The organism is Roseateles asaccharophilus (assembly GCF_031458115.1).
Taxonomy (GTDB): domain Bacteria; phylum Pseudomonadota; class Gammaproteobacteria; order Burkholderiales; family Burkholderiaceae_C; genus Pelomonas; species Pelomonas asaccharophilus_A.
The window spans coordinates 171,305-196,970 of the sequence record NZ_JAVDXV010000001.1; the positions used below are offsets into that span (position 1 = coordinate 171,305).

At 65.5% G+C, this 25,666-nt stretch carries 20 protein-coding genes; 18 read left to right on the top strand and 2 right to left on the bottom strand.

All coding sequences use genetic code 11. The annotated features are described in order from the left end of the window. Positions 1-123: 123 nt before the first annotated feature. The 6 genes from J2X21_RS00810 to J2X21_RS00835 all read left to right on the top strand — a co-directional run bounded on the left by J2X21_RS00810 (position 124) and on the right by J2X21_RS00835 (position 6,432). Positions 124-1,137, top strand: coding sequence for a porin (locus J2X21_RS00810; protein WP_310323691.1), 1,014 nt, complete (start codon positions 124-126; stop codon positions 1,135-1,137). A 176-nt stretch (positions 1,138-1,313) separates the two neighbouring features. Next, positions 1,314-2,378: a porin gene (locus J2X21_RS00815; protein ID WP_310323694.1), complete on the top strand. Its 1,065-nt coding sequence runs from the start codon at positions 1,314-1,316 to the stop codon at positions 2,376-2,378. Positions 2,379-2,551: 173 nt separating this feature from the next. Next, positions 2,552-3,529 (top strand): ABC transporter permease, encoded by a 978-nt coding sequence (locus J2X21_RS00820; RefSeq protein WP_310325406.1) that lies wholly within the window; start codon positions 2,552-2,554, stop codon positions 3,527-3,529. A 7-nt stretch (positions 3,530-3,536) separates the two neighbouring features. Beyond that, positions 3,537-4,460 carry an ABC transporter permease gene (locus J2X21_RS00825; protein ID WP_310323696.1) on the top strand — a complete coding sequence of 308 codons (924 nt, stop codon included), beginning with the start codon at positions 3,537-3,539 and terminating at the stop codon, positions 4,458-4,460. After that, the gene (locus tag J2X21_RS00830) at positions 4,457-5,437 is read left to right on the top strand and encodes an ABC transporter ATP-binding protein (RefSeq protein ID WP_310323697.1); all 981 of its coding nucleotides are present in this window, start codon (positions 4,457-4,459) and stop codon (positions 5,435-5,437) included. The genes J2X21_RS00825 and J2X21_RS00830 overlap by 4 nt, the downstream gene beginning before the upstream one ends. Next, positions 5,434-6,432, top strand: coding sequence for an ABC transporter ATP-binding protein (locus J2X21_RS00835; RefSeq protein WP_310323698.1), 999 nt, complete (start codon positions 5,434-5,436; stop codon positions 6,430-6,432). The genes J2X21_RS00830 and J2X21_RS00835 overlap by 4 nt, the downstream gene beginning before the upstream one ends. Here the strand turns inward: J2X21_RS00835 and lptM are convergent. Then, positions 6,429-6,578, bottom strand: a complete 150-nt coding sequence (gene lptM, locus J2X21_RS27150) for an LPS translocon maturation chaperone LptM (protein WP_404666543.1) — start codon at positions 6,576-6,578, stop codon at positions 6,429-6,431. The genes J2X21_RS00835 and lptM overlap by 4 nt on opposite strands. An 11-nt stretch (positions 6,579-6,589) precedes the next feature. Here lptM and cyaY point away from each other — a divergent pair, with 11 nt between their 5' ends. Further along, entirely contained in the window at positions 6,590-6,922 is a 333-nt protein-coding gene (gene cyaY, locus J2X21_RS00840) for an iron donor protein CyaY (protein ID WP_310323701.1), read from the top strand. A 9-nt stretch (positions 6,923-6,931) separates the two neighbouring features. Here the strand turns inward: cyaY and J2X21_RS00845 are convergent, their stop codons facing one another. Beyond that, positions 6,932-9,322, bottom strand: coding sequence for a penicillin-binding protein 1A (locus J2X21_RS00845; RefSeq protein WP_310323702.1), 2,391 nt, complete (start codon positions 9,320-9,322; stop codon positions 6,932-6,934). Positions 9,323-9,606: 284 nt separating this feature from the next. On the opposite strand from J2X21_RS00845, the gene J2X21_RS00850 reads away from it, so the two are divergent. The 11 genes from J2X21_RS00850 (at position 9,607) to J2X21_RS00900 (ending at position 25,663) form a co-directional block, all read left to right on the top strand. Beyond that, positions 9,607-10,686, top strand: coding sequence for a pilus assembly protein PilM (locus J2X21_RS00850; protein ID WP_310323704.1), 1,080 nt, complete (start codon positions 9,607-9,609; stop codon positions 10,684-10,686). Next, positions 10,683-11,285, top strand: coding sequence for a PilN domain-containing protein (locus J2X21_RS00855; protein WP_310323706.1), 603 nt, complete (start codon positions 10,683-10,685; stop codon positions 11,283-11,285). Before J2X21_RS00850 ends, J2X21_RS00855 begins: the two co-directional genes overlap by 4 nt. A 5-nt stretch (positions 11,286-11,290) precedes the next feature. Next, complete coding sequence (locus tag J2X21_RS00860) at positions 11,291-11,968, top strand: type IV pilus inner membrane component PilO (RefSeq protein WP_310323708.1); 678 nt, start codon at positions 11,291-11,293, stop codon at positions 11,966-11,968. Next, a complete protein-coding gene (locus tag J2X21_RS00865) occupies positions 11,965-12,489 on the top strand; it encodes a pilus assembly protein PilP (protein ID WP_310323711.1) in 525 nt (174 codons plus the stop codon). Before J2X21_RS00860 ends, J2X21_RS00865 begins: the two co-directional genes overlap by 4 nt. Further along, entirely contained in the window at positions 12,486-14,681 is a 2,196-nt protein-coding gene (locus J2X21_RS00870; RefSeq protein ID WP_310323713.1) for a type IV pilus secretin PilQ, read from the top strand. Before J2X21_RS00865 ends, J2X21_RS00870 begins: the two co-directional genes overlap by 4 nt. 29 nt (positions 14,682-14,710) lie before the next feature. Further along, the gene (locus J2X21_RS00875) at positions 14,711-17,116 is read left to right on the top strand and encodes an Ig-like domain-containing protein (RefSeq protein WP_310323714.1); all 2,406 of its coding nucleotides are present in this window, start codon (positions 14,711-14,713) and stop codon (positions 17,114-17,116) included. A gap of 34 nt (positions 17,117-17,150) precedes the next feature. Next, positions 17,151-17,705, top strand: a complete 555-nt coding sequence (locus J2X21_RS00880; RefSeq protein ID WP_404666567.1) for a shikimate kinase — start codon at positions 17,151-17,153, stop codon at positions 17,703-17,705. 56 nt (positions 17,706-17,761) lie between these two features. Next, complete coding sequence (gene aroB, locus J2X21_RS00885) at positions 17,762-18,856, top strand: 3-dehydroquinate synthase (protein WP_310323719.1); 1,095 nt, start codon at positions 17,762-17,764, stop codon at positions 18,854-18,856. Further along, positions 18,856-19,992, top strand: coding sequence for a deoxyguanosinetriphosphate triphosphohydrolase (locus tag J2X21_RS00890; protein WP_310323722.1), 1,137 nt, complete (start codon positions 18,856-18,858; stop codon positions 19,990-19,992). The genes aroB and J2X21_RS00890 overlap by 1 nt, the downstream gene beginning before the upstream one ends. A 59-nt stretch (positions 19,993-20,051) precedes the next feature. Further along, on the top strand, positions 20,052-20,771 hold the full coding sequence (locus J2X21_RS00895) for an REP-associated tyrosine transposase (RefSeq protein ID WP_310323724.1): 720 nt from the start codon (positions 20,052-20,054) through the stop codon (positions 20,769-20,771). A 134-nt stretch (positions 20,772-20,905) separates the two neighbouring features. Further along, complete coding sequence (locus J2X21_RS00900; RefSeq protein ID WP_310323727.1) at positions 20,906-25,663, top strand: glutamate synthase-related protein; 4,758 nt, start codon at positions 20,906-20,908, stop codon at positions 25,661-25,663. Positions 25,664-25,666 lie beyond the last annotated feature (3 nt).

Consider the following 25,666-nt stretch of genomic DNA (forward strand, 5'->3'; position numbering starts at 1 on the left):
ATATCCGTGAATTCCCGAAGGGGTCGAACCTGTAGTGGAATACGCGCACTTCCTCACGGGAGGTGAGTCGTCGATCCCCGTTTTGCGGGATCGCTGGCTCGGATGAATATCTAGGAGTATCGAATGAAGAAAGCTCTGATTGCCCTGGCCGTCCTCGGTCTGACCGGTGGCGCCGCCATGGCGCAATCCTCGGTGACGCTGTTCGGCATCGTGGATGCCAACCTGCGCTACACCAAGGCCAGCGGCCAAACGCTGAAGCAGCTGGGCACCGATGGCCTGAACAGCAGCCGCCTGGGCGTGCGTGGCACGGAAGACCTCGGCGGCGGCCTGAAGGCCGGTTTCTGGCTGGAAGCCGCGCTGAACCCCGATACCGGTACGGCCGATGCAACCCGCTTCTGGGGCCGCCGCGCCAGCGTCAGCCTGCTGGGCGACTTCGGTGAAGTGCGCCTGGGCCGTGGCAAGACCTCGACCCGCCTGCACATCGACGACTTCGACCCGTACTCGACGACCGGTCTGGGCGACGTGTCCAAGGTCTACTCGGTGCTGGGCAGCGGTTCGGACACGCTGAACCGTTCGGACAACATGGTCCAGTACTTCCTGCCGACCAACCTGGGTGGCTTCTACGGCTCGGTTGACGTCGCTGCTGGCGAAGGCGCCTCGGGCAAGAAGATGATGGGTGGCCGTGCCGGCTACAAGCAGGGGCCGCTGAATGCCGCCGTTGCTTACGAGACGACCACCGGCCTGGCCAACGACAAGTACAAGCAGTTCAGCGTCGGCGCGGCCTACGACTTCGGCGTCGTGCGTCCCTCGTTCAACTACAGCGAGAACAAGTTCCGCGCTGCCAAGCAGACGATCTACACGATCGCCGCGACCGCTCCGCTGGGCCAAGGCCAGATCCTGGCGTCCTACACGGACTCCAAGGCCAACACTGCCGCTGAAGCCATCAGCGGCGTGGGCGATGCCAAGCTGCTGGCCGTGGGCTATGTCTACAACGTGTCCAAGCGCACCGCGCTGTACACGACGGCTGCCCAGATCAAGAACAACAAGCTGGGCCGCTTCGCCGTCGCCGGCTCGCCGACCGTGGTCAACGGTGCGAAGTCCAGCGGCTTCGACGTGGGCGTCCGCCACAGCTTCTGATGATTTGCGGCGTCAGCCGCAGCGATTCAGCCAAGCCGCCTTCGGGCGGCTTTTTCTTTGCCTTTGTCCGGCGCGCGACAGGGGAATCGCTGTGGAAAAGGAACAACAGCTCTCGTCTTGTGGCTGGGTTGTTGGCTGAGAATGGCCCGGTTCACCATACTTCGCAGGAGACAACCTTGATCAAAAAAGCGACCCTGGCCGTTGCCGTTCTGGCCGCCAGCACCTCTGCAGCCTGGGCTCAATCCAGCGTGACCCTGTACGGCATCGTGGACGCCGCCGTGCGATACACCAGCAACGCTTCCGCTGGCACGTCGACCAAGCAACTGATTCCTGGCGGCATGTCGCAAAGCCGGCTGGGTGTGAACATCACCGAAGACATGGGTGGCGGCCTGAAGGCGCTGGCCAACATGGAACACCGCCTGAATTCCGACACCGGCACCGTTGCCGCCGCTGACTTCTGGCGCCAAGCCTGGGTGGGTATCCAGTCCAGCGAATTCGGCCAGATCCGCCTGGGCCGCCAGTACAACATCATGTTCGACATCTACACGTCGACCTACGCTTCCTTCCGCTACTCGCCGTACATCGAGGCGTACAAGCCCGAGATCGGCCTGTCGCTGGGCGCTCGCCAGGACAACATGGTCAAGTACCTGGCCGAATTCGGCCCGGTGCGTGGCGAGATCCAGGTCTCCGCCGGCGAAGGCAACTCGCAGAACAAGTCCATCGGCGGCATGCTGCGCTACGCGCAAGGCGAATGGGCCTTCGGCGGCGCCTACCTGCAGGTCACCGACACGCTGGGCAAGAAGGTCAAGGGCACGACCATCGGCGGCTCCTACACCAGCGGCCCGTGGTACGTGAACCTGTCGTGGGCTCAGAACAAGTTCGACGCGGGCGGTCTGCTGGGCGCGGCCTACACGTCTGGCCTGCTGGGCAACGTGCTGAACGCCGCCGCCAACGACGTCAAGAAGCGCGACATGATCTCCGTCGGCGCAACCTACCAGCTGACGCCTCAGCTGAACTTCGGTGCCCACTACTGGCGCGCCGACCAGACGCACTACACGCCGGCTCTGGCCAACGTGAAGAGCAAGGGCGACTACTTCGCCGGCGTCCTGGACTATGCATTCTCCAAGCGCACCGACGCCTACCTGGAAGTGGACTACACCAAGTTCAACGGTGCCGTTCGCTTCTCGAACACCGCTGCCAAGCGTGGCGGCGCGATGGTCGGTCTGCGTCACCGCTTCTGAGCGACGCCGGGCAGACGCCCGGATCGTCCGAACGGGCCGCGTCAGCGGCCCGTTTTTCTTTGGTGGCATCTGTCTTGCGTTAGGACTTTCCCGGGAGCCTGAGGCTGCCGGCTTTGGCCATGATCGCGCCTTCGTGCGGCGCAGAGGCGCGGCCGCAGTTCTGCGAAATCTACATGCTGGTTTTCATACTTCGTCGCCTCGCGCAGGCCTTGATCGTCATGTTGTCGGTGGCCTTCATCGCCTTCATGCTGTTTCAGTACGTGGGCGATCCGGTCAACAACCTGCTGGGCCAGGATGCCACGGAAGACCAGCGCATCGCGCTGCGCAAGGATCTGGGCCTGGACCAGCCCTTCCCGGTGCAGTTCGCCCGCTTCGTCGGCAATGCCGTGCAGGGCGAATTCGGCATCAGCCTGCGCCAGGGGCGCAAGGTGTCGTCGCTGATCGTCGAGCGTTTGCCGGCGACGCTGGAACTGGCCCTGGTCGCCGGTCTCATCGCGCTGTCGCTGGGCATCCCGCTAGGTGTCTATGCGGCGCTGCGGCGTGGCAAGGCCAGCGCGCAGATCCTGATGACCGGCACGCTGTTCGGCGTCAGCCTGCCCAACTTCGTCATTGGCATCGTGCTGATCTGGATCTTCGCGGTCGAGCTGAAATGGCTGCCCAGTTTCGGCCGCGGTGAGGTCGTGACCTTCGGGTCGTGGACCTCGGGCCTGCTGACGCGCGACGGCCTGCTGCACCTGATCCTGCCCGCGTTCACTCTGTCGGCCTTCCAGCTGACGCTGATCATGCGGCTGGTGCGTGCCGAGATGCTGGAGGTGCTGCGCACCGACTACATCCGCTTCGCCCGCGCCCGCGGCCTGACGGACCGCAGCGTCTACTTCGGCCATGCGCTGAAGAACACGCTGGTGCCGGTCATCACCATCACCGGCCTGCAACTGGGCTCGCTGATCGCCTTCGCCATCATCACCGAGCAGGTCTTCCAGTGGCCCGGCATGGGGCTGCTGTTCATCCAGGCCGTGCAGTTCGCCGACATCCCCGTGATGGCGGCCTATCTCTGTCTGATCTCGCTGATCTTCGTCGTCATCAACCTCGGCGTCGATCTGCTCTATTTCGCCGTCGATCCGCGCCTGCGCATCGAAGGCAAGGCGCACTGAGTCCCTCATGAGTTCCGCCTCCCCCTCGGCGCTGCGGCGCTTCTTCGACGGCGACGTCTGGCATTCCTTTCGCACCTCGCCGGTCGCGATGCTGGCTGCCTTCATCGCCTCCATCTTCCTGGTCTGCGCGCTGTTCGCCGAAGTGGTCGCGCCGCACAACCCCTTTGACCTGGCGACGCTGGAGTTGATGGATTCGCTGAAGCCGCCCGCGTGGGTGGAAGGCGGCGAGTCCAAGTACCAGTTGGGCACCGACGGCCAGGGCCGCGACATCCTGTCCGCGCTGATGTACGGAACGCGCATCTCGCTGCTGGTGGGCATCGCGTCTGTGCTGCTGTCCATCCTGATCGGCGTGGGCCTGGGCCTGCTGGCGGGCTTCGTCGGCGGCCGCGTGGATGCCTTCATCATGCGCATCTGCGATGTGATGCTGTCCTTCCCGTCCATCCTGGTCGCGCTGATGATCAGCGGCGTCGCCCGCAGCATGTTCCCGCATGCGCCCGACATGCTGGCCTTCATCGTGCTGGTGCTGGCCATCGCGCTGACCGGCTGGGTGCAGTACGCGCGCACCGTGCGCGGCTCCACGCTGGTGGAGCGCAACAAGGAGTATGTGCAGGCTGCGCGCGTCATCGGCGTGGGCTCGCTGCGCATCATGCGCCGCCACGTGTTGCCCAACGTGCTGGGGCCTGTGCTGGTGCTGGCCACCATCCAGGTCGCGTCGGCCATCATCACCGAGGCCACGCTGTCCTTCCTGGGTGTGGGCGTGCCGCCCACGAGTCCGTCGCTGGGCACGTTGATCCGCAATGGCAACGACTACCTGTTCTCGGGCGAGTGGTGGATCACCGCCTTCCCCAGCCTGACGCTGGTGCTCATCACCCTCAGCGTGAACCTGCTCGGCGACTGGCTGCGCGACGCCTTGAATCCCCGCCTGCGATGACTGCACCGTTGCTCGAAGTCAACCACCTGCGGGTGGAGTTCCCGACCCGCCGTGGCACGCTGCTGGCGCTGGACGACATCTCATTCGCCATCGCACCGGGCGAGATCCTGGGCGTTGTCGGCGAGTCCGGTGCCGGCAAGTCGCTGACCGGCGCGGCCATCATCGGCCTGCTGGACCCGCCGGGCCGCATCGCCGCCGGCGAGATCAAGCTGGCCGGCAAGCGCATCGACAACCTGCCCTATGACCAGATGCGCCGCGTGCGCGGCAAGGAGATCGGCGCGGTGTTCCAGGACCCGCTGACGTCGCTGAACCCGCTGTACACCGTGGGCCGCCAGCTGACCGAGACCGTCACGACTCACCTCGGCCTGTCGGCCGCACAGGCGCGCGCGCGGGCCATCGAGCTGTTGGCGTCCACCGGCATCCCGGCGCCGGAGGCGCGCGTGGACCACTATCCGCACCAGTTCTCCGGCGGCATGCGCCAGCGGGTGGTCATTGCGCTGGCGCTGGCGGCCAACCCCAAGCTCATCGTCGCCGACGAGCCGACGACGGCGCTGGATGTGTCCATCCAGGCGCAGATCATTGCGCTGTTGAAGAAAGTCTGCAAAGAGCAGGGCGCGGCCGTCATGCTCGTCACGCACGACATGGGCGTCATCGCCGAGACCTGCGATCGCGTGGCCGTCATGTACGCCGGCCGGGTGGCGGAGATCGGCCCGGTGGCCGACGTCATCCACCGTCCGGCCCATCCCTACACGGCGGGCTTGATGGGTTCCATTCCCGCGATGGACGTAGACCGCGAGCGCCTGCTGCAGATCGATGGCGCGATGCCGCGACTGACCGCCATTCCGCCCGGCTGCGCCTTCAACCCGCGCTGTGGCCGCGTGGCCGAACGCTGCCGCGTGGAGCGGCCTGAGCTTGCAGGCGTCGGCGCGACCAGCGCCGCCTGCTGGTTCCCCATCACTGAAGAGGTGCCGCGATGAGCCGGCCACTCGTGGAGGTCGCTGACCTCTCCAAGATCTTCGACGTGTCGCCGCCGTGGTTGAACCGCGTCGTCGAGCGCAAGCCCAGGGCCTTCGTGCATGCCGTGGACGGCGTGTCCTTCAACATCGAGCGTGGCAAGACGCTGGCGCTGGTGGGGGAGAGCGGCTGCGGCAAGAGCACCGTGGCGCGGCTGTTGGTGGGGCTGTACGGCACCACGCGCGGCGCGGTGAAGTTCGACGGCGAGGACATTTCGAAGACGCTGTCCGGCTCCGGTGCGCAGAAGCTGCGCCGGCGCATGCAGATGATCTTTCAGGACCCGTACGCGTCGCTGAACCCGCGCTGGAAGGTGCTGGACATCGTCGCCGAACCGCTGCGCGAGCATGGTCTGGTGAAGACCGACGCCGAGGCGACCCAACAGGTCGGACAACTGCTGGCGTCCGTGGGCCTGAACCCGGCCGATGCGCTGAAGTTCCCGCACCAGTTTTCGGGTGGCCAGCGCCAGCGCATCTCGATCGCGCGTGCGTTGGCGACGCAGCCGGAGTTCCTGGTCTGCGACGAGCCCACGTCGGCGCTGGACGTGTCGGTGCAGGCCCAGGTGCTCAACATCATGAAGGACTTGCAGCGCAAGCAAGGCCTGACCTATCTGTTCATCTCGCACAACCTGGCGGTCGTGCGCCACATGGCCGACCAGATTGGCGTCATGTACCTGGGCCGATTGGTAGAGGTGGCGGACAAGGGTGAACTGTTCGCACGGCCGCGTCACCCCTACACGCGCATGTTGCTGGATGCGATTCCCGACATCCACATGACCGGCCGCTCGCGCACGCCGGTGCAGGGTGAGGTGCCCAACCCGCTGAATCCGCCCAGTGGCTGCAGCTTCCACCCGCGCTGCCCGCTGGCCAACGAGCGCTGCAAGACGGAGCGGCCTGCGCTGCTGGAGATCGCCGGCGTCCGCGTGGCCTGCCACGCGGTGCAAGAGGGCAGGGCGGCCTAGCGCGCGGGCGAGGAGGCCGGTGCCGACGCGGCGTCGGCCGGCCTGGCCAGCGTCAGCGGTCCTTTTTGTCCACAACCCGCGAGGGCGGTAAGGGTGATGGCCAGGGCGATGATGTGCCCCCCTACACTGACGGCAGTTCTCTTCATTGCCGCAGTTTATGTCCCTGTCCGACGCCGACTACCACGCCAAGTCCCACGCGCTGCTCGCTCGCATCGAGGAGCAGATCGATGCCTGGCTGGACGATGACGTGGTCGACATCGACACGCACCGCACCGGCGGCCTGCTGGAGCTGAGCATGCCCGGCGGCAGCAAGATCGTCATCAACACGCAGCCGCCGCTGCAGGAGATCTGGCTGGCGGCGCGCTCGGGCGGCTACCACTTCAAGTGGGATGGTGCGCGGTGGGTGGACCGCGAAGGCCAGGAGTTCCTGGCGCGGCTCTCCAGCAGTGCCAGCGAGCAGTCCGGCCAGGCGCTGAGCTTCAGCGCCTGAAACTCAGGGTCAGCGTTTGAAGAGGTCCAGGATGGACTTCTTCTCGTCGTCGGTCGCGGCGCCCGGCACCGGCGGCTCCGCCGACAGCTCGCGCACGGCGTTGCCCGAGCTGAACTCCTCGTAGAACCATTCGCCGTTCACGTTGACGACGCCTTCCGGCGGCGTCATCTCGTCGACGGCCTTGTTCTTCAGCGCGAACTGCATGTACTCGATCCAGACCGGCAGGCTCAGGCCGCCGCCGGTTTCGCGGTCGCCCAGCTTGCGCGGCTGGTCGTAGCCTATCCAGACGACCGCGACCACCTCCTTCTGGTAGCCGGCGAACCAGGCGTCCATGGAGTCGTTGGTGGTGCCGGTCTTGCCGTAGATGTCGGGGCGCTTCAGCGTGGCCTGCGCCCGCGCAGCCGTGCCGCTGCGCGTGACCTCCTGCAGCAGGCTGCTCATCAGGAAGGCGTTACGGGCCTCGATGCCGCGGGATTCCTCGGCCAGCGCCACCGTCTGCGCCTGGTAGAGCAGTCGGCCGTTGTTGTCGGTGATGCGGGCGATCAGCTGCGGGTTCACGCGGTAGCCGCCGTTGGCGAACACCGCATAGCCCTGCGCCATCTGCATGGGCGTGACCGAGCCGGCGCCCAGCGCCATCGTCAGGTAGGCGGGGTGCTTCTCGGCCTCGAAGCCAAAGCGGGTGACCCACTCCTGCGCGTACTTCACGCCCACCGAGTGCAGCACGCGGATTGACACCATGTTCTTGGACTTGGCCAGTGCCGTGCGCAGCGGCATGGGCCCTTCGAACTTGCCGTCGTAGTTCTTCGGTTCCCAGGGCTGGCTGCCGGTCGTGCCGGCATCGAAGAACAGCGGTGCGTCGTTGACCACCGTGGTGGGCGTGAAGCCCTTCTCCAGCGCGGCCGAGTAGATGAAGGGCTTGAAGCTGGAACCCGGCTGGCGCCAGGCCTGCGTCACGTGATTGAACTTGTTCTTGTTGTAGTCAAAGCCACCCACCATCGCGCGCACCTGGCCGTTGCGCGGGTCCATGGACACGAACGCGCCCTCGACCTCGGGCAACTGCGTGATGGTCCACTCGTTGCCGTCCTTCTGCTTGGCGCCCTTGACGACGCGGATCACCGCGCCGCGGCGGATGCGGGTCTTGGGGTTGCCCTTGTCGGACAGCCCGGACGTGGCCGGTCGCAGGCCTTCGCCGGTGATGGTGATGGCGTCGCCGCTCTGCAGCACGGCGCTGACCTTCTTCGGGTCGGCGTCCAGCACGACAGCGGCCAACAATTCGTCGTTGGCCGGGTGGTCGGCAAGCGCCTCGGCGATGCGGGTGTCCAGCGCCTTGGCGTCGCCCGGCAGGTCGGCGTAGGCCTCGGGGCCGCGGTACACCTGCCGCTTCTCATAGTCCAGGATGCCGCGGCGCAGCGCTCGGTAGGCGGCGTTCTGCTCCGCGCTGTCCAGCGTCAGGTAGACATTGAGGCCGCGCGAGTAGGCCTCGTCACCGTACTGGTTGTAGATCAGCTGGCGGGCGGCCTCGGCCACGAACTCGGCATGCGACGCCGACTCGCTGACGCGGCGGATGCGCAGCTTCTCGGCCTTGGCCTCGTCCCGCTGCTCTTCCGTGATGTAGCCGGTCTCGTACATCCGCTCGATGATGTACTGCTGGCGGATGGTGGCGCGCTTGGGGTTGTTGATGGGGTTGTAGGCCGACGGCGCCTTGGGCAGACCGGCCAGCATCGCAGCCTCGGCGACGCTGATCTTGTCCAGCGGCTTGCCGAAGTAGACCTCGCTGGCCGCCGCGAAGCCGTGCGCGCGGTGGCCCAGGAAGATCTGGTTCATGTAGATCTCGAGGATCTTCTCCTTGGGCAGCGCGGCCTCGATCTTCAGCGCCAGCAGGATCTCGTAGATCTTGCGGGTGAAGGTCTTCTCCGTGGACAGGTAGAAGTTGCGGGCCACCTGCATCGTGATGGTGGACGCGCCCTGGCTGCGCGATTCGGTGACGTTGGCCAGCCCCGCGCGGATGATGCCCAGGTAGTCCACGCCGCCGTGCTGATAGAAGCGTGCGTCCTCGATGGCCAGCACGGCCTCCTGCATGACCTTGGGGATCTGCTGGATGGGCCGGTAGTTGCGCCGCTCCTCGCCGAACTCGCCCAGCAGCGCGCCGTCGCTGGAGAGCACGCGCATGGGCAGCTTGGGGCGGTAGTCGGTGAGGCCGCCGATGTCGGGCAGGTTGGGGTAGGCCAGCGCCAGGCCCAGCGCCAGCAGCAGCGCGACCGCGGCCACGCCCCCGGCAGCGATGCCCAGGCACCACAGCAGCACGCGTCCAAGCGTGCGGCCGAATCGGGAAGCGGGAGAGGAGCCGGCGGTTGCAGCGGCGTCGGCGCGGGATGCCGCGGATCGGGGCTTGTCGTTCATGAGCCGGCGAAGGGCGCGCCGCGGGCGCGAAGGTGCGAGGCGGCGGATTATAGGAAGGCGGAATGACTCCCCTTCTACGTCAGTCGGGTGTTGAAACAGTGTGTCAAACCACCGCTTCCCGGAGGTTTTTCAGGAGCTTGCAAGCTCGTTGATTCGTGTATGTTTAGCAACGTGGCGTTACCAGCTCGCGCCGGATTTCCGTTCGGTGTCAACGGCTTTGCTGCTAGCATTCAAGTAACTTATTAATAGTCCGATACGTAACTCGCGTGTCGGGGACAAAGGGCATGGGAATACTTGACGCACTTTCGGGTCGCAGGCACCCACCCCTGATTGGCCTGGATATCAGTTCCTCCAGCGTCAAGCTGGTGGAGCTGAGCCAAGACAAGAACGGCGAATACGTGCTCGAGCGTTTCGCCAGCGAGCCCTTCGAAAAGGGTTGGATCGCCGACGGGCAGATCGAGAAATTCGACGAAGTCGCTGACGCCGTGCGCCGTGTGGTGGCGCGCAGTGGCAGCCGCACACGCGACGCCGCGCTGGCCATGCCGCAGTCGGCCGTCATCACCAAGAAGATCATGTTGCCGGCCGGGCTGCGCGAGGAAGAACTCGAGTTGCAGGTCGAGGCCGAGGCCAACCAGTACATCCCGTTCTCGCTGGACGAGGTGAGCCTGGATTTCTGTGTCATCGGCCCCAGCCCTACGTCGGTGGGCGATGTGGAGGTGCTGATCGCTGCGTCGCGCAAGGACCGCGTGCAGGACCGCCAGGGCCTGGCCGAAGCGGCTGGCCTGCGGCCCGTCGTGCTGGACATCGAGTCGCATGCATCGCGCATGGCCATGAGCCGCCTGATCGCGGCGCTGCCCAACGAAGGCAAGGACGCGCTGGTCGCGCTGTTCGAGATCGGCGCCGACACCACCAGCCTGAAAGTCTTGCGCGACGACGAACTGCTGTATGACCGCGACCAGTCCTTTGGCGGCTCGCAGCTGACGCAACTCATTTCGCGCCAGTACGGCTTCTCCTTCGAGGAGGCCGAGCAGAAGAAGCTGTCCAACGAGTTGCCCGAGGACTACGAGACCAGCGTGTTGACGCCCTTCGTGGACAGCTTGTCGCAGGAAATCGGGCGCGCGCTGCAGTACTTCTTCACCAGCACGCCGCATCACAAGGTCCACTACGTGATGCTGGCCGGCGGCACGGCCACGCTGCCGGGCCTGAAGGAGCGGGTGACCGACCTGACGGGCTTTGCCTGCATGGTGGTCAATCCGTTCGAGAACATGGGCATGGGCGCCGCAGTTCGGGAGTCCAAGCTGCAACGTGAGGCGCCGTCCTACCTCACTGCCTGCGGCCTCGCGATGCGGAGGTTCTTCCAGTGATCCTGATCAACCTGCTGCCCTACCGCGAAGAGCGGCGCAAGCGGCGCAAGGCGGCATTCTTCGCCGGCCTGGGTTTGGCCGGCCTGGTGGGCGCGGGCATCGTCGTGGCGGGCTATCTGCTGTTGCAGTTCCTGACGGCCGAACAGCAATCGCGCAATCAGTACATCCAGGCCGAGATCAGCCGGCTTGAAGCCCAGATCTCGGACATCGCCAACCTGAAAGCCGAGATCGAGGCGTTGAAATCGCGCCAGCGCGCCGTCGAGGATCTGCAGACCGATCGGAACACGCCGGTGCACCTGCTCAACGACCTGGCGCAGTTGGCTCCGGAAGGCATCTATCTGATGAACATCCGGCAGGACAACAAGATAGTGACGGTCAGCGGCATCGCCCAGACCAACGAGCGCGTGTCGGAGTTCCTGCGCAACCTGTCGCGCAACTCCGAATGGCTGGAGAAGCCCGACCTCATCGAGGTCAAGCTCGCCAGCGTCAGCACCGCTTCACGTGAGCAGCGCCGATTGCTCGAGTTCTCCATGAAGGTGTCCATCAAGACGCCCGTCGTGGAGCCTGCGTCTGGCGCGTCAGCGCCCAAGAAGGGTTGATGGGCATGGCCAAGTTCGACCTGAATGCCTGGTTCGCGGAGGTCTCGGAGCAGTTCCAGGGCCTCAACCCCAAGGAGCCTGGTCAGTGGCCGCTGGCACCCAAGCTGGCATCGGCCTTTGGCGTGGCGGTAGCGGTTGTTGTCGCCGGCTATTTCTTCCTGCTGTCCGACGAGCAGGACAACCTGGAGGCTGAGCGCAATCGGGAGCCGGCCTTGCGATCTGACTACACGGCCAAGCTCGCGCAGGCGGTCAACCTGCCCGAACTGCGCAAGCAGAAGAGCCAGGTCGAGGAGTACGTGACCCAACTCGAAAAGCAGCTACCCGGCAAGGCGGAGATCGATTCGCTGCTGTCAGACATCAGCAGCGCCGGCGTCGGCCGCGGCCTGCAGTTCGAGCTGTTCCGTCCGGGCCAGGTGCTGGTGAAGGACTTTTATGCCGAGTTGCCCATCGCGTTGAAGGTCTCGGGCCGCTATCACGACATCGGCGCCTTTGCGGCCGACGTGTCCAACCTGTCTCGCATCGTGACGTTGCACAACCTCGTTGTGCAGGCGCCCACCGCTAGGGACGCCGGGGGCGTCCTCAGCATGGAGGCGACCGCGCGCACCTACCGCTATCTGGACCCGGCCGAGGTCGCTGAACAGAAGAAGGCGGCCAGCAAGTCCAAGACCGGAGTCAAGCCATGAAGCGGCTGCTGATTTCCATGGCGACCGTGTCCTTGCTGTCCGGCTGTGGCAGCGACATCGAGGAGTTGCGCCAGTGGATGGAGCAGCAGCGCAAGGAAGCCAAGCCCACGGTGACGCCGCTGCTGCCGCCCAAGAAGTTCCTGCCGCAGCCCTATGAGGCCAACGCCGGTGTTGATCCGTTCAGCACGCAGAAGCTCAGCGTCGCGATCCGTCAGGAAGCCGCGCAGCCGAACTCCCTGCTGACTGCCGAGATCAACCGCCGCAAGGAGCCACTCGAGGCTTACCCGCTGGACAACATGAACATGGTGGGCAGCTTGACCCGCGAAGGCCGGCGCTATGCCCTGCTGCGCGTGGACAACCTGCTCTACCAGGTCAAGGTCGGGGACTACCTCGGCCAGAACTTCGGTCGCATCACCAAGATCAATGAGACCGAGATCACGTTGCGGGAAGTCGTCCAGGACGCTGCGGGCGAGTGGATCGAGCGCACCAGTACCCTCCAGCTACAGGAGACGGGACGATGAAGACATTGCAGGAGAACAAGTCGATGGGTCGTAGCTGGTTGCTGGGATTCGCCTTCGTCGCTCTGTTGGGCGCGCCCGCGGCCTGGGCTCAGACCCAGATCAAGGCCATCAACACCGTGCAACAGGCCGGTGTGGATGTCGTGCGTGTCGAGTTGAGCGAGCCCCTGGCCGCGGTGCCCACGGGTTTCACCGTGCAGGCGCCGCCGCGCATCGCGATCGACCTGCCCGGCGTCGTGAACGGCATGGGGCGCAATCTGGTCGATATCAACCAAGGCAACCTGCGCTCGGCTGCCGTGGCGCAGGCGGGCGAGAGGTCGCGCCTGGTGTTGAACCTGCGCCAGGCCGCGAGCTACAGCGCCAGGCTGGAGGGCAATGCGTTGGTGCTCGTGCTGGCAAGCGGCGCGCCCGTTGCGCAATCGACCAACGAGCCGGTGCATTTCGCGCAGAGCCTGAACACGACATCACAAGCGCTGCGAGATATCGATTTCCGCCGCGGCGCGGATGGCGCGGGCCGCGTCATCGTCAACCTGCCCAGCAACCAGGTCGGCGTGGATATCCAGCAGCAGGGTCAAAGCCTGGTGGTGGAATTCCTGCGTTCCAGCCTGCCCGAGAACCTGCGCCGCAAGATCGACGTGACCGACTTCGGTACGCCGGTGCATCTGATCACGACGCAACAGGCGGGTGACCGCGTGCGCATGGTCGTCGAGCCCAAGGGCAACTGGGAGCACAGCGCCTACCAGAGCGACAACCAGTTCGTGCTGGAGGTGCGCCCGCAGAAGATCGATCCGAACAAGCTGACACAAGGTCCGGGTTTCAGCGGCGACAAGCTCTCGCTGAACTTCCAGAACATCGAAGTGCGTGCGCTGCTGCAGGTCATTGCTGACTTCACCAACTTCAACGTGGTCACCAGCGACACCGTGACGGGCAATGTCACGTTGCGCCTGAAGGACGTGCCTTGGGATCAGGCGCTGGACATCATCATGCAGGCGCGCGGCCTGGGGCTGAAGAAGTCCGGCAACGTGTTGTGGATCGCACCCAAGGAAGAGTTGGCTACCAAGGAGCGTTTGGACCTGGAAGCCAAGGCTGCGATCGCACAGTTGGAGCCGGTGCGCACGCAATCCTTCCAGCTCAACTATGTGAAGGCCGATGATCTGGCTCGCGGACTGACGGGCCAGAGCATCGGGTCAGCCAGCAGCAGCGGTGGTGGCGGCGGTGGTGGCAGCAATGCCAGCGGCACAGGTACGCGCATCCTGTCGCAGCGTGGCAGTGTGATTTCCGAATCGCGCACCAACCAGCTGTTTGTGTCCGACGTGCCGAGCAAGCTGGAAGAGATTCAGGCCATGATCGCCAAGATCGACGTGCCGGTCCGCCAAGTGCTGATCGAGGCGCGCATCGTCGAGGCCAACGATCGCTTCGGCCGCGCATTGGGCATCAAGCTGGGTGGCTACGACGCCCGTGGCCGCGCGGGCGGCATCCCGGGCTACAACGTCAGCGGAGACAACTACCTCACGATAGGCGGCAACTACAACGAAGTGGGCTGGCAGACGCGTCAGCTGGCGACGGACCCCGGCTTCAACAACACGCAATTCGTCAACCTGCCCGCCAACACGTCGTCCGACAGCTTTGCCGGCGCGGTCGCGCAGACCTTCGCCGTCTCTCTGTTCGGTGCCACGGCCAACCGCTTCCTGAATCTGGAACTGTCGGCGCTTGAATCCGACGGCAAGGGCAAGGTGGTGTCCAGCCCGCGTGTCATCACGGCCGACCAGGTCAAGGCGCTGATCGAGCAGGGCGAAGAGCTGCCCTACCAGGTCGCCACGGCCAGCGGCGCGACGTCCATCGCGTTCCGCAAGGCCAACCTGAAGCTGGAAGTCACGCCGCAGATCACGCCCGAGGGCAGTGTCATTCTCAGCGTGGACGTCAACAAGGACAGCCGCGGCACGCTGACGCCGCAGGGCTACGCGATCAACACCAAGCATGTCCAGACCCAGGTGCTGGTCGAGAACGGCGGCACGGTGGTTATCGGCGGCATCTACACCCAGGACGAGGGCGAGACCATCAACAAGGTGCCGGTGCTGGGCGACGTGCCCTTCGTCGGCAACCTCTTCAAGAACAAGACGCGCACAACCTCCAAGACGGAGTTGCTGATTTTCCTGACGCCCAAGGTCGTCAGCGAGCGGGCAGCGGTGCGTTGAGAGTCATAGAAATTTCCAGGAGTTCGAGCATGTTGCAGACCATCGTCACGCAGGGCTGGCGGCGTTTCGCCCAGGCCGTGCTGGGACTGGGCGTGGCCACGTTGGTGGGCTGCGGTGGGGGTGGCGGTAGCGCCGGCGATTGCACCTTCCAGTGTGATGGGGGGGGCAACACCGGCTTGGTCGATTTGGCCATTGCCGGCAATTCGACGCTGTCGAACTCCGGTACCGAAACCCTGACGCTGACGGTTACGGCGCTGAAGTCTGGCAACACCGCGTTGATCGGCGTGGCAACGCCCATCAATTTCGCCGTGGATGCCGGCGCGGTCATCACACCGGCAGGCACAGCGACCAATACCGCCGACGGCAAGCTGTCCGCTGTGGTCAGCCTCGTCAACAAGGCCAACCGCGCTGTCACCGTGACTGTCAACAGTGGCACCATCACGAAGACCTTCACGTTCAACGTGGTCGATAGCGTGTCCGGCGGCAAGGTGGCTGATGTCTCGTTGGTGGCAAGCAAGACCACGCTGCCCAACAACGGGTCCGAAACGATCACATTGACGGCGACGACGCTGGACGCCTCGCGCGTTGCTGCCGGCGGTGCTCCGCTGATCTTCTCGGTCGAAGATCCGTCGAGCTCAGCCCTCGTCACACCCGCAGGTGGTGCCACCACCACCAATGCCACGACCGGCCAGTTGGTGGCCACGCTGTCGCTGGGCAACAGCCCCGCCAACCGAACCATCAAAGTCAGCGCGACCAGCGGCACGGTGACCCGTTCGATCAGCGTGGACGTGGTCGACTCGACGGCCACGTCGCCCGTCGCGACGGACCTCAGCATTGCGCTGAACAAGGCGACGATAGGCAACTCGGGCAGCGAATCCGTCGAGGTGGTCGTCACCGCGGTCGACCGCAACCGAAATGCCGTCGCCGGCATCGACGTGAGCTTTACTGTTGACTCGAATGCGGTGCTGGTTGTCGGCAACGCCAAGACGGCTGCCGACGGCACGGCCAAGGCGAACGTGACCATCGGCGCAGACCGGTCCAACCGCGTCGTCACCGTGACGGCGCGCAGTGCGAGCTTTGTGCGCCAGGCGTCGTTCCGTGTCACCGGCGCCAAATTGGTGGCCACATTGCAACCAGCGACGCTGAAGGTGGGCGAGACGGGCCAGGTCCAGTACGCTCTGACCGACGTCAATGGCAATGCCATGGTGGGCGTGGCAATCACGGTGGCCGGCCCAGGTACTTCCGCTGCCGCCACCTGCCCTGGTGCAGCGGCCGGCGCCCCGCGCGTCACCGATGGCGGCGGCAGGTACCTCTACTGCTATGTGGCCGCGGGCTCTGGCCCCACGTTGGTCACTGCAGAGGCCGGCGGCGCTTCCCTGACGAGCACGGTGCAGATCGACGCCAAGCTGTCCGATGTGCCGGCATCCACCAACATCGCTTCTGCGACGTTTACGGTTGCGCCTTCGGTGGTCAGCGTGAACGCGGTCGGCTCCAAGGACAACCGTGCCGACTTGCGTCTGCTGTTCCTGACCGACAAGAGCCAGCCGATCCCGAACGTGCGAGTGCGTCTGGGTCTCGGCGAGAACTCGGCGGGTACTGATGGCGACATCAGCTCTGGCAAGGACGCCGTTGTTACCTCGGACGCGAACGGAGTGGCTGTGTCCAGCTTTGTGCCGGGCGTGCGCCCAAGCGCGACGGACCAGGTCAAGGTTTACGCGTGCTTCGCGAAGGATGACAGCGTGCCCACCATCGCAGCCTGCCCCGCCAGCCAGAAACGGGAGGTGGCATTGACGGTGGTGGAGCAGCCGGTGTCCATCTCTATCGGCACGGCCAACGAGATTGGCAACGGCGCCAACGGCCAAACCTACACCCAGTTGTTCACCGTGCTGGTCGTCGACACGGCGGGCAATCCCAAGTCCGACGTGCAACTGACGCCGTTGTTGGATCTGCCCAGCTATCAGAAGGGCGTCTGGATCTTTGATTCCGTCCTGCGTCAATGGGGCCAGATCATTCGGGCCGTCTGCCTGAATGAGGACAGTTCGGTGGACGGCTTCCGCAACGGCACCATCGAGACCTTCGGCGGCGTGTCCGAAGACCTGAACGGCAATGGCCAGCTTGACCCACGCAAGTCCGACGTGTCCATCACGCTGGTGGGCTCGACCAAGACGGACGCCAACGGCACGGCGCTGTTGCGCATCGAGTACCCGAAGAACTACGGCAGTTGGGTCGAGTACTCCATCCGCGTCAGCGCGTCGGGAGTGGTCAGCCCACCTGCTACCTTCGGTCGCATCGCCAACCCGGGAGACACGCTGCTGACGTTGAAGGGCAATCGTCAGGTCACCGGTGTGCCGGTGGATGCGGTCAAGGCTGAAGGCGAGCCGCCGTTCGTCAAGAGCCCCTATGGCATCGACAACTCCTGCTCCAGCCCCAACTGACGGCGTTGGCGGGACAGGACATAAACGTTCTGTCATCGCCCTCGTCGGCATGCCCGGCGGTGGAAAGTCCACCGTCGGCAAACAACTGGCACGCCAAATCGGCGTGCCTTTTGTCGATTCGGATCATGAGATCGAGCTGCGCATCGGCGGCAGCATCAAGCAGTTCTTCGACAGCCACGGTGAGGCGGCGTTCCGCGACCTCGAGACGGAGGTGATCGCCGAGCTTCTGGAGCGGCCCGGCGAGTGCGTGCTGGCAACCGGCGGTGGCGCCGTGCTGCGCGATCGCAACCGCGACATCCTGCATGCGCGGGCCACGGTGCTCTACCTGCGTTCCACGCCGGAAGACCTGTACCGGCGCTTGCGCCATGACACGACGCGCCCGCTGCTGCAGGTGCGCGATCCACTGGCCAAGCTACGCGAGCTGCACCAGCAGCGCGACCCGCTGTACCGGCGCTGCGCCCACTATGTGCTGGAGGGCGCGCGTGGGTCCGTGCATTCGCTGGTCAGCATGACCCTGACCCAGCTGGAGCTGGCGGGGCTCATCGACCCGTACCGCGTCGCCGCGACGGTAGGCGCCGAGCCGCACTGACGGCTGCCAAGTGGGCTTGCCGTCTGACGAAGGGGGCGGCTCTTACACTTGGCCGCATGCCCGCCACCGATACCGTTCGCATCCGCCTCCCTGACGACCGCAACTACGAGATCCGCATCGGGTCCGGCTTGTTGGATGCGCACGCCAGCTGGCAAGGCCTGCCCAAGGGCGGCGCGGCTGTCATCGTCAGCAACGAGACCATTGCGCCGCTGTATGCCCAGCGCCTGCGAGAGCAGCTGCTGTCGGTCTATGCCCGTGTCGATCTCGTCGTGCTCGCCGATGGCGAGCAGCACAAGGGCTGGGCCAGCCTCAACCAGATCTGCGACCACCTGCTGAGCGAGGCGCTGGACCGCAAGACGGTGCTGTTTGCGTTGGGCGGCGGTGTCATCGGCGACATGACCGGCTTTGCGGCGGCCATCTACATGCGTGGCGTCCCTTTCGTGCAGGTGCCTACCACCTTGCTGGCCCAGGTGGACTCGTCGGTCGGCGGCAAGACCGCCATCAACCATCCGCTGGGCAAGAACATGATCGGCGCGTTCTACCAGCCCGAGCGCGTCATCGCCGACCTGGACACGCTGGACAGCCTGCCCGACCGCGAGCTGCGGGCCGGCCTCGCCGAGATCATCAAGTACGGCCCCATCGCCGATGCCGGGTTCCTGGACTGGATAGAGACCAACCTTGACGCGCTGCTGGCACGCGACAAGGCGGCGCTGGCCCATGCAGTGCGGCGCAGTTGCGAGATCAAGGCCGATGTGGTCGGACAGGATGAACGAGAGCAGGGCCTGCGGGCCATCCTCAACTTCGGCCACACCATTGGCCATGCGATCGAAGCCGGCATGGGCTACGGCGAATGGTTGCACGGCGAGGCCGTGGCTTGCGGCATGGTGCTGGCGGCCGACCTGTCGCATCGCATGGGGTTGATGCCCGCCGACTTCGTCGAGCGCCTGCGCCGACTGGTCGAGAGGGCAGAGCTGCCGGTGCAGCCGCCGCGCCTGGGCGCCGAGCGCTATCTGCAGCTGATGCGCGTCGACAAGAAGGCCGAGGCGGGTGCTATCCGCTTCGTGCTCATCGAGGCGCTGGGCCGGGCCGGCCTGCATGCCGTGCCCGACGAGCGCATCGTCGAGACGCTGACCACGCACGGAGCGGCCTGATGCTGGCGGCGCGCCCGGCCTACGCTGCCGATCCGGCGCGCAGCCGCGGCCGCCGCTTGCCGGAGCCGGCCGCGCCCACGCGCAGCGAGTTCCAGCGTGATCGGGACCGCATCATCCACAGCACGGCGTTTCGCCGGCTGGTCTACAAGACGCAGGTCTTCCTGAACCATGAGGGCGACCTGTTCCGCACGCGGCTGACGCATTCGCTGGAGGTCGCGCAACTTGGCCGCTCCATCGCGCGCAGCCTGGGCCTGGACGAGGACCTGGTCGAGGCCGTCGCGCTGGCCCATGACCTGGGGCACACGCCCTTCGGTCATGCTGGTCAGGATGTGCTGGACGAGTGCATGAAAGCGCATGGCGGCTTTGAGCACAATCTGCAGTCGCTTCGCGTCGTCGACACGTTGGAGCAGCGCTACCCGGCCTTTGACGGGCTGAATCTCTGCTTCGAAACCCGCGAGGGCATCCTCAAGCACTGCTCGCGTCGCAATGCCGAGTTGATCGAGGCGGCCGAGCCGGGGGGCATCGCGACACGCTTTCTGCACGGCGGCCAGACCAGCCTCGAAGCCCAGCTCTGCAATCTCGCCGATGAGGTGGCCTACAACGCCCACGATGTCGACGACGGCGTACGCTCGGGCCTCATCGAGCTGGAGCAGTTGCTGGAGGTCGACCTGGTGCGCGAGCACTGGCGAGCGGCGCTGGATGCGCATCCCCATCTGGCCGGCAAGCGCCTGCTGTTCGAGACCATAAGGCGCATGCTGTCAGCGCAGGTCTACGACATCATCGATGCCACGCGAAGCGCGCTGGCGGACGCCGCCCCTGCAGATGCCGACGCGGTGCGGCGCAGCGACAAGCCCCAGCTGCGCTTCAGCGCGGACATGCGCACACGCAGCACAGCGCTCAAGCGCTTCCTGTTCGCCAACCTGTACCGCCATCCGCAGGTGCAGTCCACGCGCGCCAGGGCCGAGCAAGTCTTGCGCGACCTGTTCGCCACCTACTCCGGTGACCCCACCCAGATGCCCGCCGACTTCGCCGAGCGTGAGGACCGTGAACGGGCCTGCGCCGACTACATCGCCGGCATGACCGATCGATTTGCGATCCGCGAGCACCAGAGGCTGACAGGCAAGACCTTGTTCTGATTACAAAATGGGGTCGGAGTCGAATATGCTGGGGCCAGCTTCATGCCTCCGCGACCGCCATGGCCCGACTTCCTCGCCTCATCCTGCCCGATCAGCCCCACCATGTGATCCTGCGCGGCAACAACCGGCAGGCGATCTTCTACAGCGACCTTGACCGTGAGTACCTGCTGGCCACGTTGAAAGAGGTGGCGGCGCAGTACCGCATGGCCATCCATGCCTATGTGCTGATGGACAACCATCTGCATTTGCTGGTCACGCCGCCCAGTGCCGAGGCGTTGAGCCGCATGATGCAGTCGCTGGGACGGCGCTATGTGGGGTGGTTCAACGCGCGCCATCAGCGCAGCGGCACCTTGTGGGAAGGGCGGTTCCGCGCCGGGCTCATTGAAGGCGAGCGCCATCTGCTGGCTTGCATGCGCTACATCGAGCTGAACCCCGTGAGGGCCGGTCTGTGCAACGAGGCCGTTCAGTGGCCGTGGTCCAGTGCGGCACACCACCTGGGTTTGAGCCGCAGCGCGTTGATCACCGAGCATGAGATGTACTGGTCGCTGGGCAACACCCCCTTCGAACGCGAGCACGCCTACCGCGAGTTGCTGAATCAAGGCGTCTCGCGGCGGGAGCAGATGGAGTTCACCGATGCCGTGCTGCGTGGCCGCCCGCTGGGCAGCGAGAGCTTCCTGAAGCCGCTGGCCGTCGACCATCCAGCGGTCGTGGTGCAGCGGCCGCGTGGGCGTCCACGAAAGGCGCCCAATTTGGTGCAGAACAGTGAATCCGCTCCTTGATTTGAGTATGCCCCCAATTAATTTGCATCAAGTTGGTGATGCAATTTAATTTGACTCTGACCCCATTTTAATCAAGTTGCCGCGATTGTTGCGCTGCAGTACGCTTCCGGCCTGTTGTGATCCAGGAGGCCGCCATGAGCCATGCCGCGCAGATTCAGTCCGAAATTCAAGATCTGGCCGAGCATGGCCTGTATCGGTCATCCAACGAGAAGGACGCGTGCGGCCTGGGATTCGTGGCTCACATCAAGGGCCAGAAGGCGCACAACATCGTCCAGCAGGGTCTGAAGATCCTGGAGAACCTGGACCACCGGGGTGCCGTTGGCGCCGATGCGCTGATGGGCGACGGCGCCGGCATCCTGATCCAGATTCCGGACGAGTACTACCGCGAGGAAATGGCCAAGCAGGGCATCAACCTGCCGGCGCCCGGCGAGTACGGCGTGGGCATGATCTTCCTGCCCAAGGAAGCCGCCTCCCGCCTCGCCTGCGAACAGGAACTGGCCCGCGCGATCAAGGCCGAGGGCCAGGTCTTGATCGGCTGGCGCGACGTGCCGGTGGACCGCGACATGCCCATGTCGCCCACGGTGCGCGAGAAGGAGCCGGTGATCCGCCAGATTTTCATCGGCCGCGGCCCGGACACCATCGTCCCCGACGCGCTGGAACGCAAGCTTTACGTCATCCGCAAGACCGCCTCCAGCGCCATCCAGGCGCTCAAGCTCACGCACAGCCGCGAGTACTACGTGCCGTCGATGAGCTGCCGCACGGTCATCTACAAGGGCCTGCTGCTGGCCGATCAGGTCGGCAAGTACTACCAGGACCTGGCCGACCCGCGCGTCACGTCCGCCATCGCGCTGGTGCACCAGCGCTTCTCCACCAACACCTTCCCCGAGTGGCCGCTGGCCCACCCGTACCGCATGGTCTGCCACAACGGCGAGATCAACACGGTCAAGGGCAACTTCAACTGGATGCGCGCCCGCGAAGGCGTCATGAAGTCGCCGGTGCTGGGTGACGACTTGAAGAAGCTCTATCCCATCAGCTTCGAGCATCAGTCCGACACGGCCACCTTCGACAACGCCATCGAGCTGCTGACGATGAGCGGTTACCCGCTTGCGCATGCGGCCATGATGATGATCCCGGAAGCCTGGGAGCAGCACGAAGGCATGGACGAGCGCCGCCGCGCGTTCTACGAGTACCACGCCGCGATGATGGAGCCGTGGGACGGCCCCGCCGCGATGGCCTTCACCGACGGCCGCCAAGTCTGCGCCGCGCTGGACCGCAACGGCCTGCGCCCGGCCCGCTACTGCATCACCGATGACGACCTCGTCGTCATGGCCTCCGAGTCGGGCGTGCTGCCCATCCCGGAAAGCAAGATCGTCAAGAAGTGGCGCCTGCAGCCCGGCAAGATGTTCCTCATCGACCTGGAGCAGGGCCGCATCATCGATGACGAGGAACTGAAGAACCAGTTCGCCAACGCGCGGCCCTACCGCCAGTGGATCGAAAACGTCCGCGTCAAGCTGGACGACATCGCCGTTCCCGACGACGTGCGCCCGAGCTTCGCGACGCCGCTGCTGGAGCGCCAGCAAGCCTTCGGCACCACGCAGGAAGACATCAAGTTTCTGCTGGCGCCCATGGCCGCCAACGGCGAGGAGGGCATCGGCTCCATGGGCAACGACTCGCCGCTGGCGGTGCTGTCCAACAAGAACAAGCCGCTGTACAGCTACTTCAAGCAGCTGTTCGCCCAGGTCACGAACCCGCCGATCGACCCGATCCGCGAGAACATCGTGATGTCGCTCAATAGCTTCATCGGTCCCAAGCCCAACCTGCTGGACATCAACGCGGTCAATCCGCCGATGCGCCTGGAAGTCAGTCAGCCCGTGCTGGACTTCGACGACATGGCCCGCCTGCGCGGCATCGAGGCCCACACCGGCGGCAAGTTCAAGCCCAGCGAGCTGGACATCACCTACCCGCGCGAATGGGGCCGTGAAGGCGTCGAGGCACAGCTGGCCTCGCTGTGCGCCTCCGCCGTAGACGCGATCAAGACCGGCCACAACATCCTCATCATCACGGACCGCCACGTCAGCGCCGACCGCGTCGCGATTCCCGCGCTGCTGGCCCTGTCCGCCGTCCATCACCACCTGGTGCGTGAAGGTCTGCGCACGACGGCCGGCCTGGTCGTCGAGACCGGTAGCGCCCGTGAGGTGCACCATTTCGCCGTGCTGGCCGGCTACGGCGCCGAAGCCGTCCATCCGTATCTGGCGCTCGAGACGCTGGAAGCGATGAAGGACGAGCTGCCGGCCAAGCTGAGCGCCGAGCAAGCTCGCTACAACTACATCAAGGCCGTGGGCAAGGGTCTGTCCAAGATCATGTCCAAGATGGGCATCTCGACCTATATGTCCTATTGCGGTGCGCAGATCTTCGAGGCCATCGGCCTGAAGGCGGACTTCGTCGAGAAGTACTTCCGCGGCACGGCCACCCAGGTGGGCGGCATCGGCGTGTTCGAGGTGGCCGAGGAAGGCATCCGCATGCACGAAGGCGCCTTCGGCGACGACCCGTTGCTGGAGAGCATGCTGGACGCCGGCGGCGAGTACGCCTGGCGCACCCGCGGCGAAGACCACATGTGGACGCCCGACGCCATCGCCAAGCTGCAGCACAGCTCGCGCAGCGGCAAGTTCGAGACGTACAAGGAATACGCGCAGATCATCAACGACCAGAGCAAGCGCCACATGACGCTGCGCGGTCTGTTCGAGTTCAAGTTCGACCCCGCCAAGGCCGTGCCGCTGGAAGAGGTCGAGTCGGCCGCCGAGATCGTCAAGCGCTTCGCCACCGGCGCCATGTCGCTGGGCTCCATCTCCACCGAAGCCCACGCCACGCTGGCCGTCGCGATGAACCGCATCGGCGGCAAGAGCAACACGGGCGAGGGCGGCGAAGACCCGGCCCGCTACCGCAATGAGTTGAAGGGCATCAAGATCGTCGGCGGCAGCAAGGTCGGCGACGTGCTGGGCCACAAGATCATGGAGGCCGACTACGAGCTGCAAGAAGGCGACTCGCTGCGCTCCAAGATCAAGCAGGTCGCGTCGGGCCGCTTCGGTGTCACGACCGAATACCTAGTCAGCGCCGACCAGATCCAGATCAAGATGGCCCAGGGCGCCAAGCCCGGCGAGGGCGGCCAGCTGCCCGGCGGCAAGGTCTCCGAATACATCGGCTTCCTGCGCCACTCCGTGCCGGGCGTGGGCCTCATCAGCCCGCCGCCGCACCACGACATCTACTCCATCGAAGACCTGGCGCAGCTCATCCACGACCTGAAGAACGTCAACCCGCAGGCCGACGTGTCGGTCAAGCTGGTGTCGGAAGTGGGCGTGGGCACCATCGCCACCGGCGTGGCCAAGTGCAAGGCCGACCACATCGTCATCGCCGGCCACGACGGCGGCACGGGCGCCTCGCCCTGGTCGTCCATCAAGCACTGCGGCACGCCGTGGGAGCTGGGCCTGGCCGAGACGCAGCAGACGCTGGTCGTCAATCGCCTGCGCGGCCGTGTGCGCGTGCAGGCCGACGGCCAGATGAAGACCGGCCGCGACGTCGTCATCGGCGCGCTGCTGGGCGCCGACGAGTTCGGCTTCGCCACCGCGCCGCTGGTGGCCGAAGGCTGCATCATGATGCGCAAGTGCCACCTGAACACCTGCCCGGTGGGCGTGGCCACGCAGGACCCGGTGCTGCGCAAGAAGTTCACCGGCCGCCCCGAGCACGTCGTCAACTACTTCTTCTTCGTCGCTGAAGAGGCGCGCCAGATCATGGCCCAGCTCGGCGTGCGCAAATTCGACGAACTGATCGGCCGCAGCGACTGGCTGGATACCAAGAAGGCCATTTCGCACTGGAAGGCCAAGGGCCTGGAGTTCGGCCGCATCTTCCACCGCCCGAACGTGCCGGCCGACGTGGCCCGCATCCACAACGACGTGCAGGACCACGGCCTGGACCGCGCGCTCGACGTGAAGCTCATCGAGAAGTGCCTGCCCGCCTTCGACAAGGGCGAGAAGGTGCAGTTCATGCAGGAAGTGACCAACGTGCGCCGCTCGGTCGGTGCGCGCCTGTCCGGTGAGCTGATCCGCCGCAAGCCCGAGGGCCTGCCCGACCACACCATCTTCATCCAGATGGAAGGCACGGGCGGCCAGAGCTTCGGCGCCTTCCTGGCGCAGGGCATCACGTTCTATCTGATCGGTGACGCCAACGACTACACCGGCAAGGGCCTGTCGGGCGGCCGCATCGTCGTGCGCCCCAGCATCGACTTCCGCGGCGACGCGACGAAGAACATCATCGTCGGCAACACCGCGCTGATCGGCGCGACGCGCGGCGAGGCTTTCTACCGCGGCGTGGCGGGCGAGCGCTTCGCGGTGCGCCTGTCGGGTGCCACGGCGGTCGTCGAGGGCACGGGCGACCACGGCTGCGAGTACATGACCGGCGGCACCGTCGCCGTGCTGGGCAAGACCGGCCGCAACTTCGCCGCCGGCATGAGCGGTGGCATCGCCTACGTGTACGACGAGGACGGTCACTTCGCCAAGCGCTGCAACACCAGCATGGTCACGCTGGAGAAGCTGCAGACCGCGCAGGAGCAAGAGGCGCAAGTCGACAAGGCCATCTGGCACCGCGTCAAGGGTGTGGACGGCGTGGACCGCGAGGCCCAGACCGACGAAGCCATCCTGAAGAAGCTGCTGGAAGACCACCACCGCTGGACCGGCAGCCAGCGTGCGCGCGACATCCTCGACCACTGGGCCGAGGCGCGCACCAAGTTCATCAAGGTGTTCCCGAACGAATACCGCCGCGCGCTGGGCGAACTGAACGCCGCCAAGGAAACCGCACAAACCATCGCTCAGGCCAAGTCGCCTGTTGCGGCCAAGGTCTAAGGA

What these genes read in the sequence shown, in the direction of transcription:
- cyaY (WP_310323701.1), top strand. Translation starts at nt 6,590, where the DNA reads ATGTCCCTGTCCGACGCCGACTACCACGCCAAGTCCCACGCGCTGCTC.
- J2X21_RS00835 (WP_310323698.1), top strand. Translation starts at nt 5,434, where the DNA reads ATGAGCCGGCCACTCGTGGAGGTCGCTGACCTCTCCAAGATCTTCGAC.
- J2X21_RS00870 (WP_310323713.1), top strand. Translation starts at nt 12,486, where the DNA reads ATGAAGACATTGCAGGAGAACAAGTCGATGGGTCGTAGCTGGTTGCTG.
- J2X21_RS00810 (WP_310323691.1), top strand. Translation starts at nt 124, where the DNA reads ATGAAGAAAGCTCTGATTGCCCTGGCCGTCCTCGGTCTGACCGGTGGC.
- J2X21_RS00895 (WP_310323724.1), top strand. Translation starts at nt 20,052, where the DNA reads ATGGCCCGACTTCCTCGCCTCATCCTGCCCGATCAGCCCCACCATGTG.
- J2X21_RS00830 (WP_310323697.1), top strand. Translation starts at nt 4,457, where the DNA reads ATGACTGCACCGTTGCTCGAAGTCAACCACCTGCGGGTGGAGTTCCCG.
- J2X21_RS00890 (WP_310323722.1), top strand. Translation starts at nt 18,856, where the DNA reads ATGCTGGCGGCGCGCCCGGCCTACGCTGCCGATCCGGCGCGCAGCCGC.
- J2X21_RS00820 (WP_310325406.1), top strand. Translation starts at nt 2,552, where the DNA reads ATGCTGGTTTTCATACTTCGTCGCCTCGCGCAGGCCTTGATCGTCATG.
- J2X21_RS00865 (WP_310323711.1), top strand. Translation starts at nt 11,965, where the DNA reads ATGAAGCGGCTGCTGATTTCCATGGCGACCGTGTCCTTGCTGTCCGGC.
- J2X21_RS00900 (WP_310323727.1), top strand. Translation starts at nt 20,906, where the DNA reads ATGAGCCATGCCGCGCAGATTCAGTCCGAAATTCAAGATCTGGCCGAG.
- J2X21_RS00850 (WP_310323704.1), top strand. Translation starts at nt 9,607, where the DNA reads ATGGGAATACTTGACGCACTTTCGGGTCGCAGGCACCCACCCCTGATT.
- lptM (WP_404666543.1), bottom strand. Translation starts at nt 6,578, where the DNA reads ATGAAGAGAACTGCCGTCAGTGTAGGGGGGCACATCATCGCCCTGGCC.
- J2X21_RS00860 (WP_310323708.1), top strand. Translation starts at nt 11,291, where the DNA reads ATGGCCAAGTTCGACCTGAATGCCTGGTTCGCGGAGGTCTCGGAGCAG.
- aroB (WP_310323719.1), top strand. Translation starts at nt 17,762, where the DNA reads ATGCCCGCCACCGATACCGTTCGCATCCGCCTCCCTGACGACCGCAAC.
- J2X21_RS00825 (WP_310323696.1), top strand. Translation starts at nt 3,537, where the DNA reads ATGAGTTCCGCCTCCCCCTCGGCGCTGCGGCGCTTCTTCGACGGCGAC.
- J2X21_RS00875 (WP_310323714.1), top strand. Translation starts at nt 14,711, where the DNA reads ATGTTGCAGACCATCGTCACGCAGGGCTGGCGGCGTTTCGCCCAGGCC.
- J2X21_RS00845 (WP_310323702.1), bottom strand. Translation starts at nt 9,322, where the DNA reads ATGAACGACAAGCCCCGATCCGCGGCATCCCGCGCCGACGCCGCTGCA.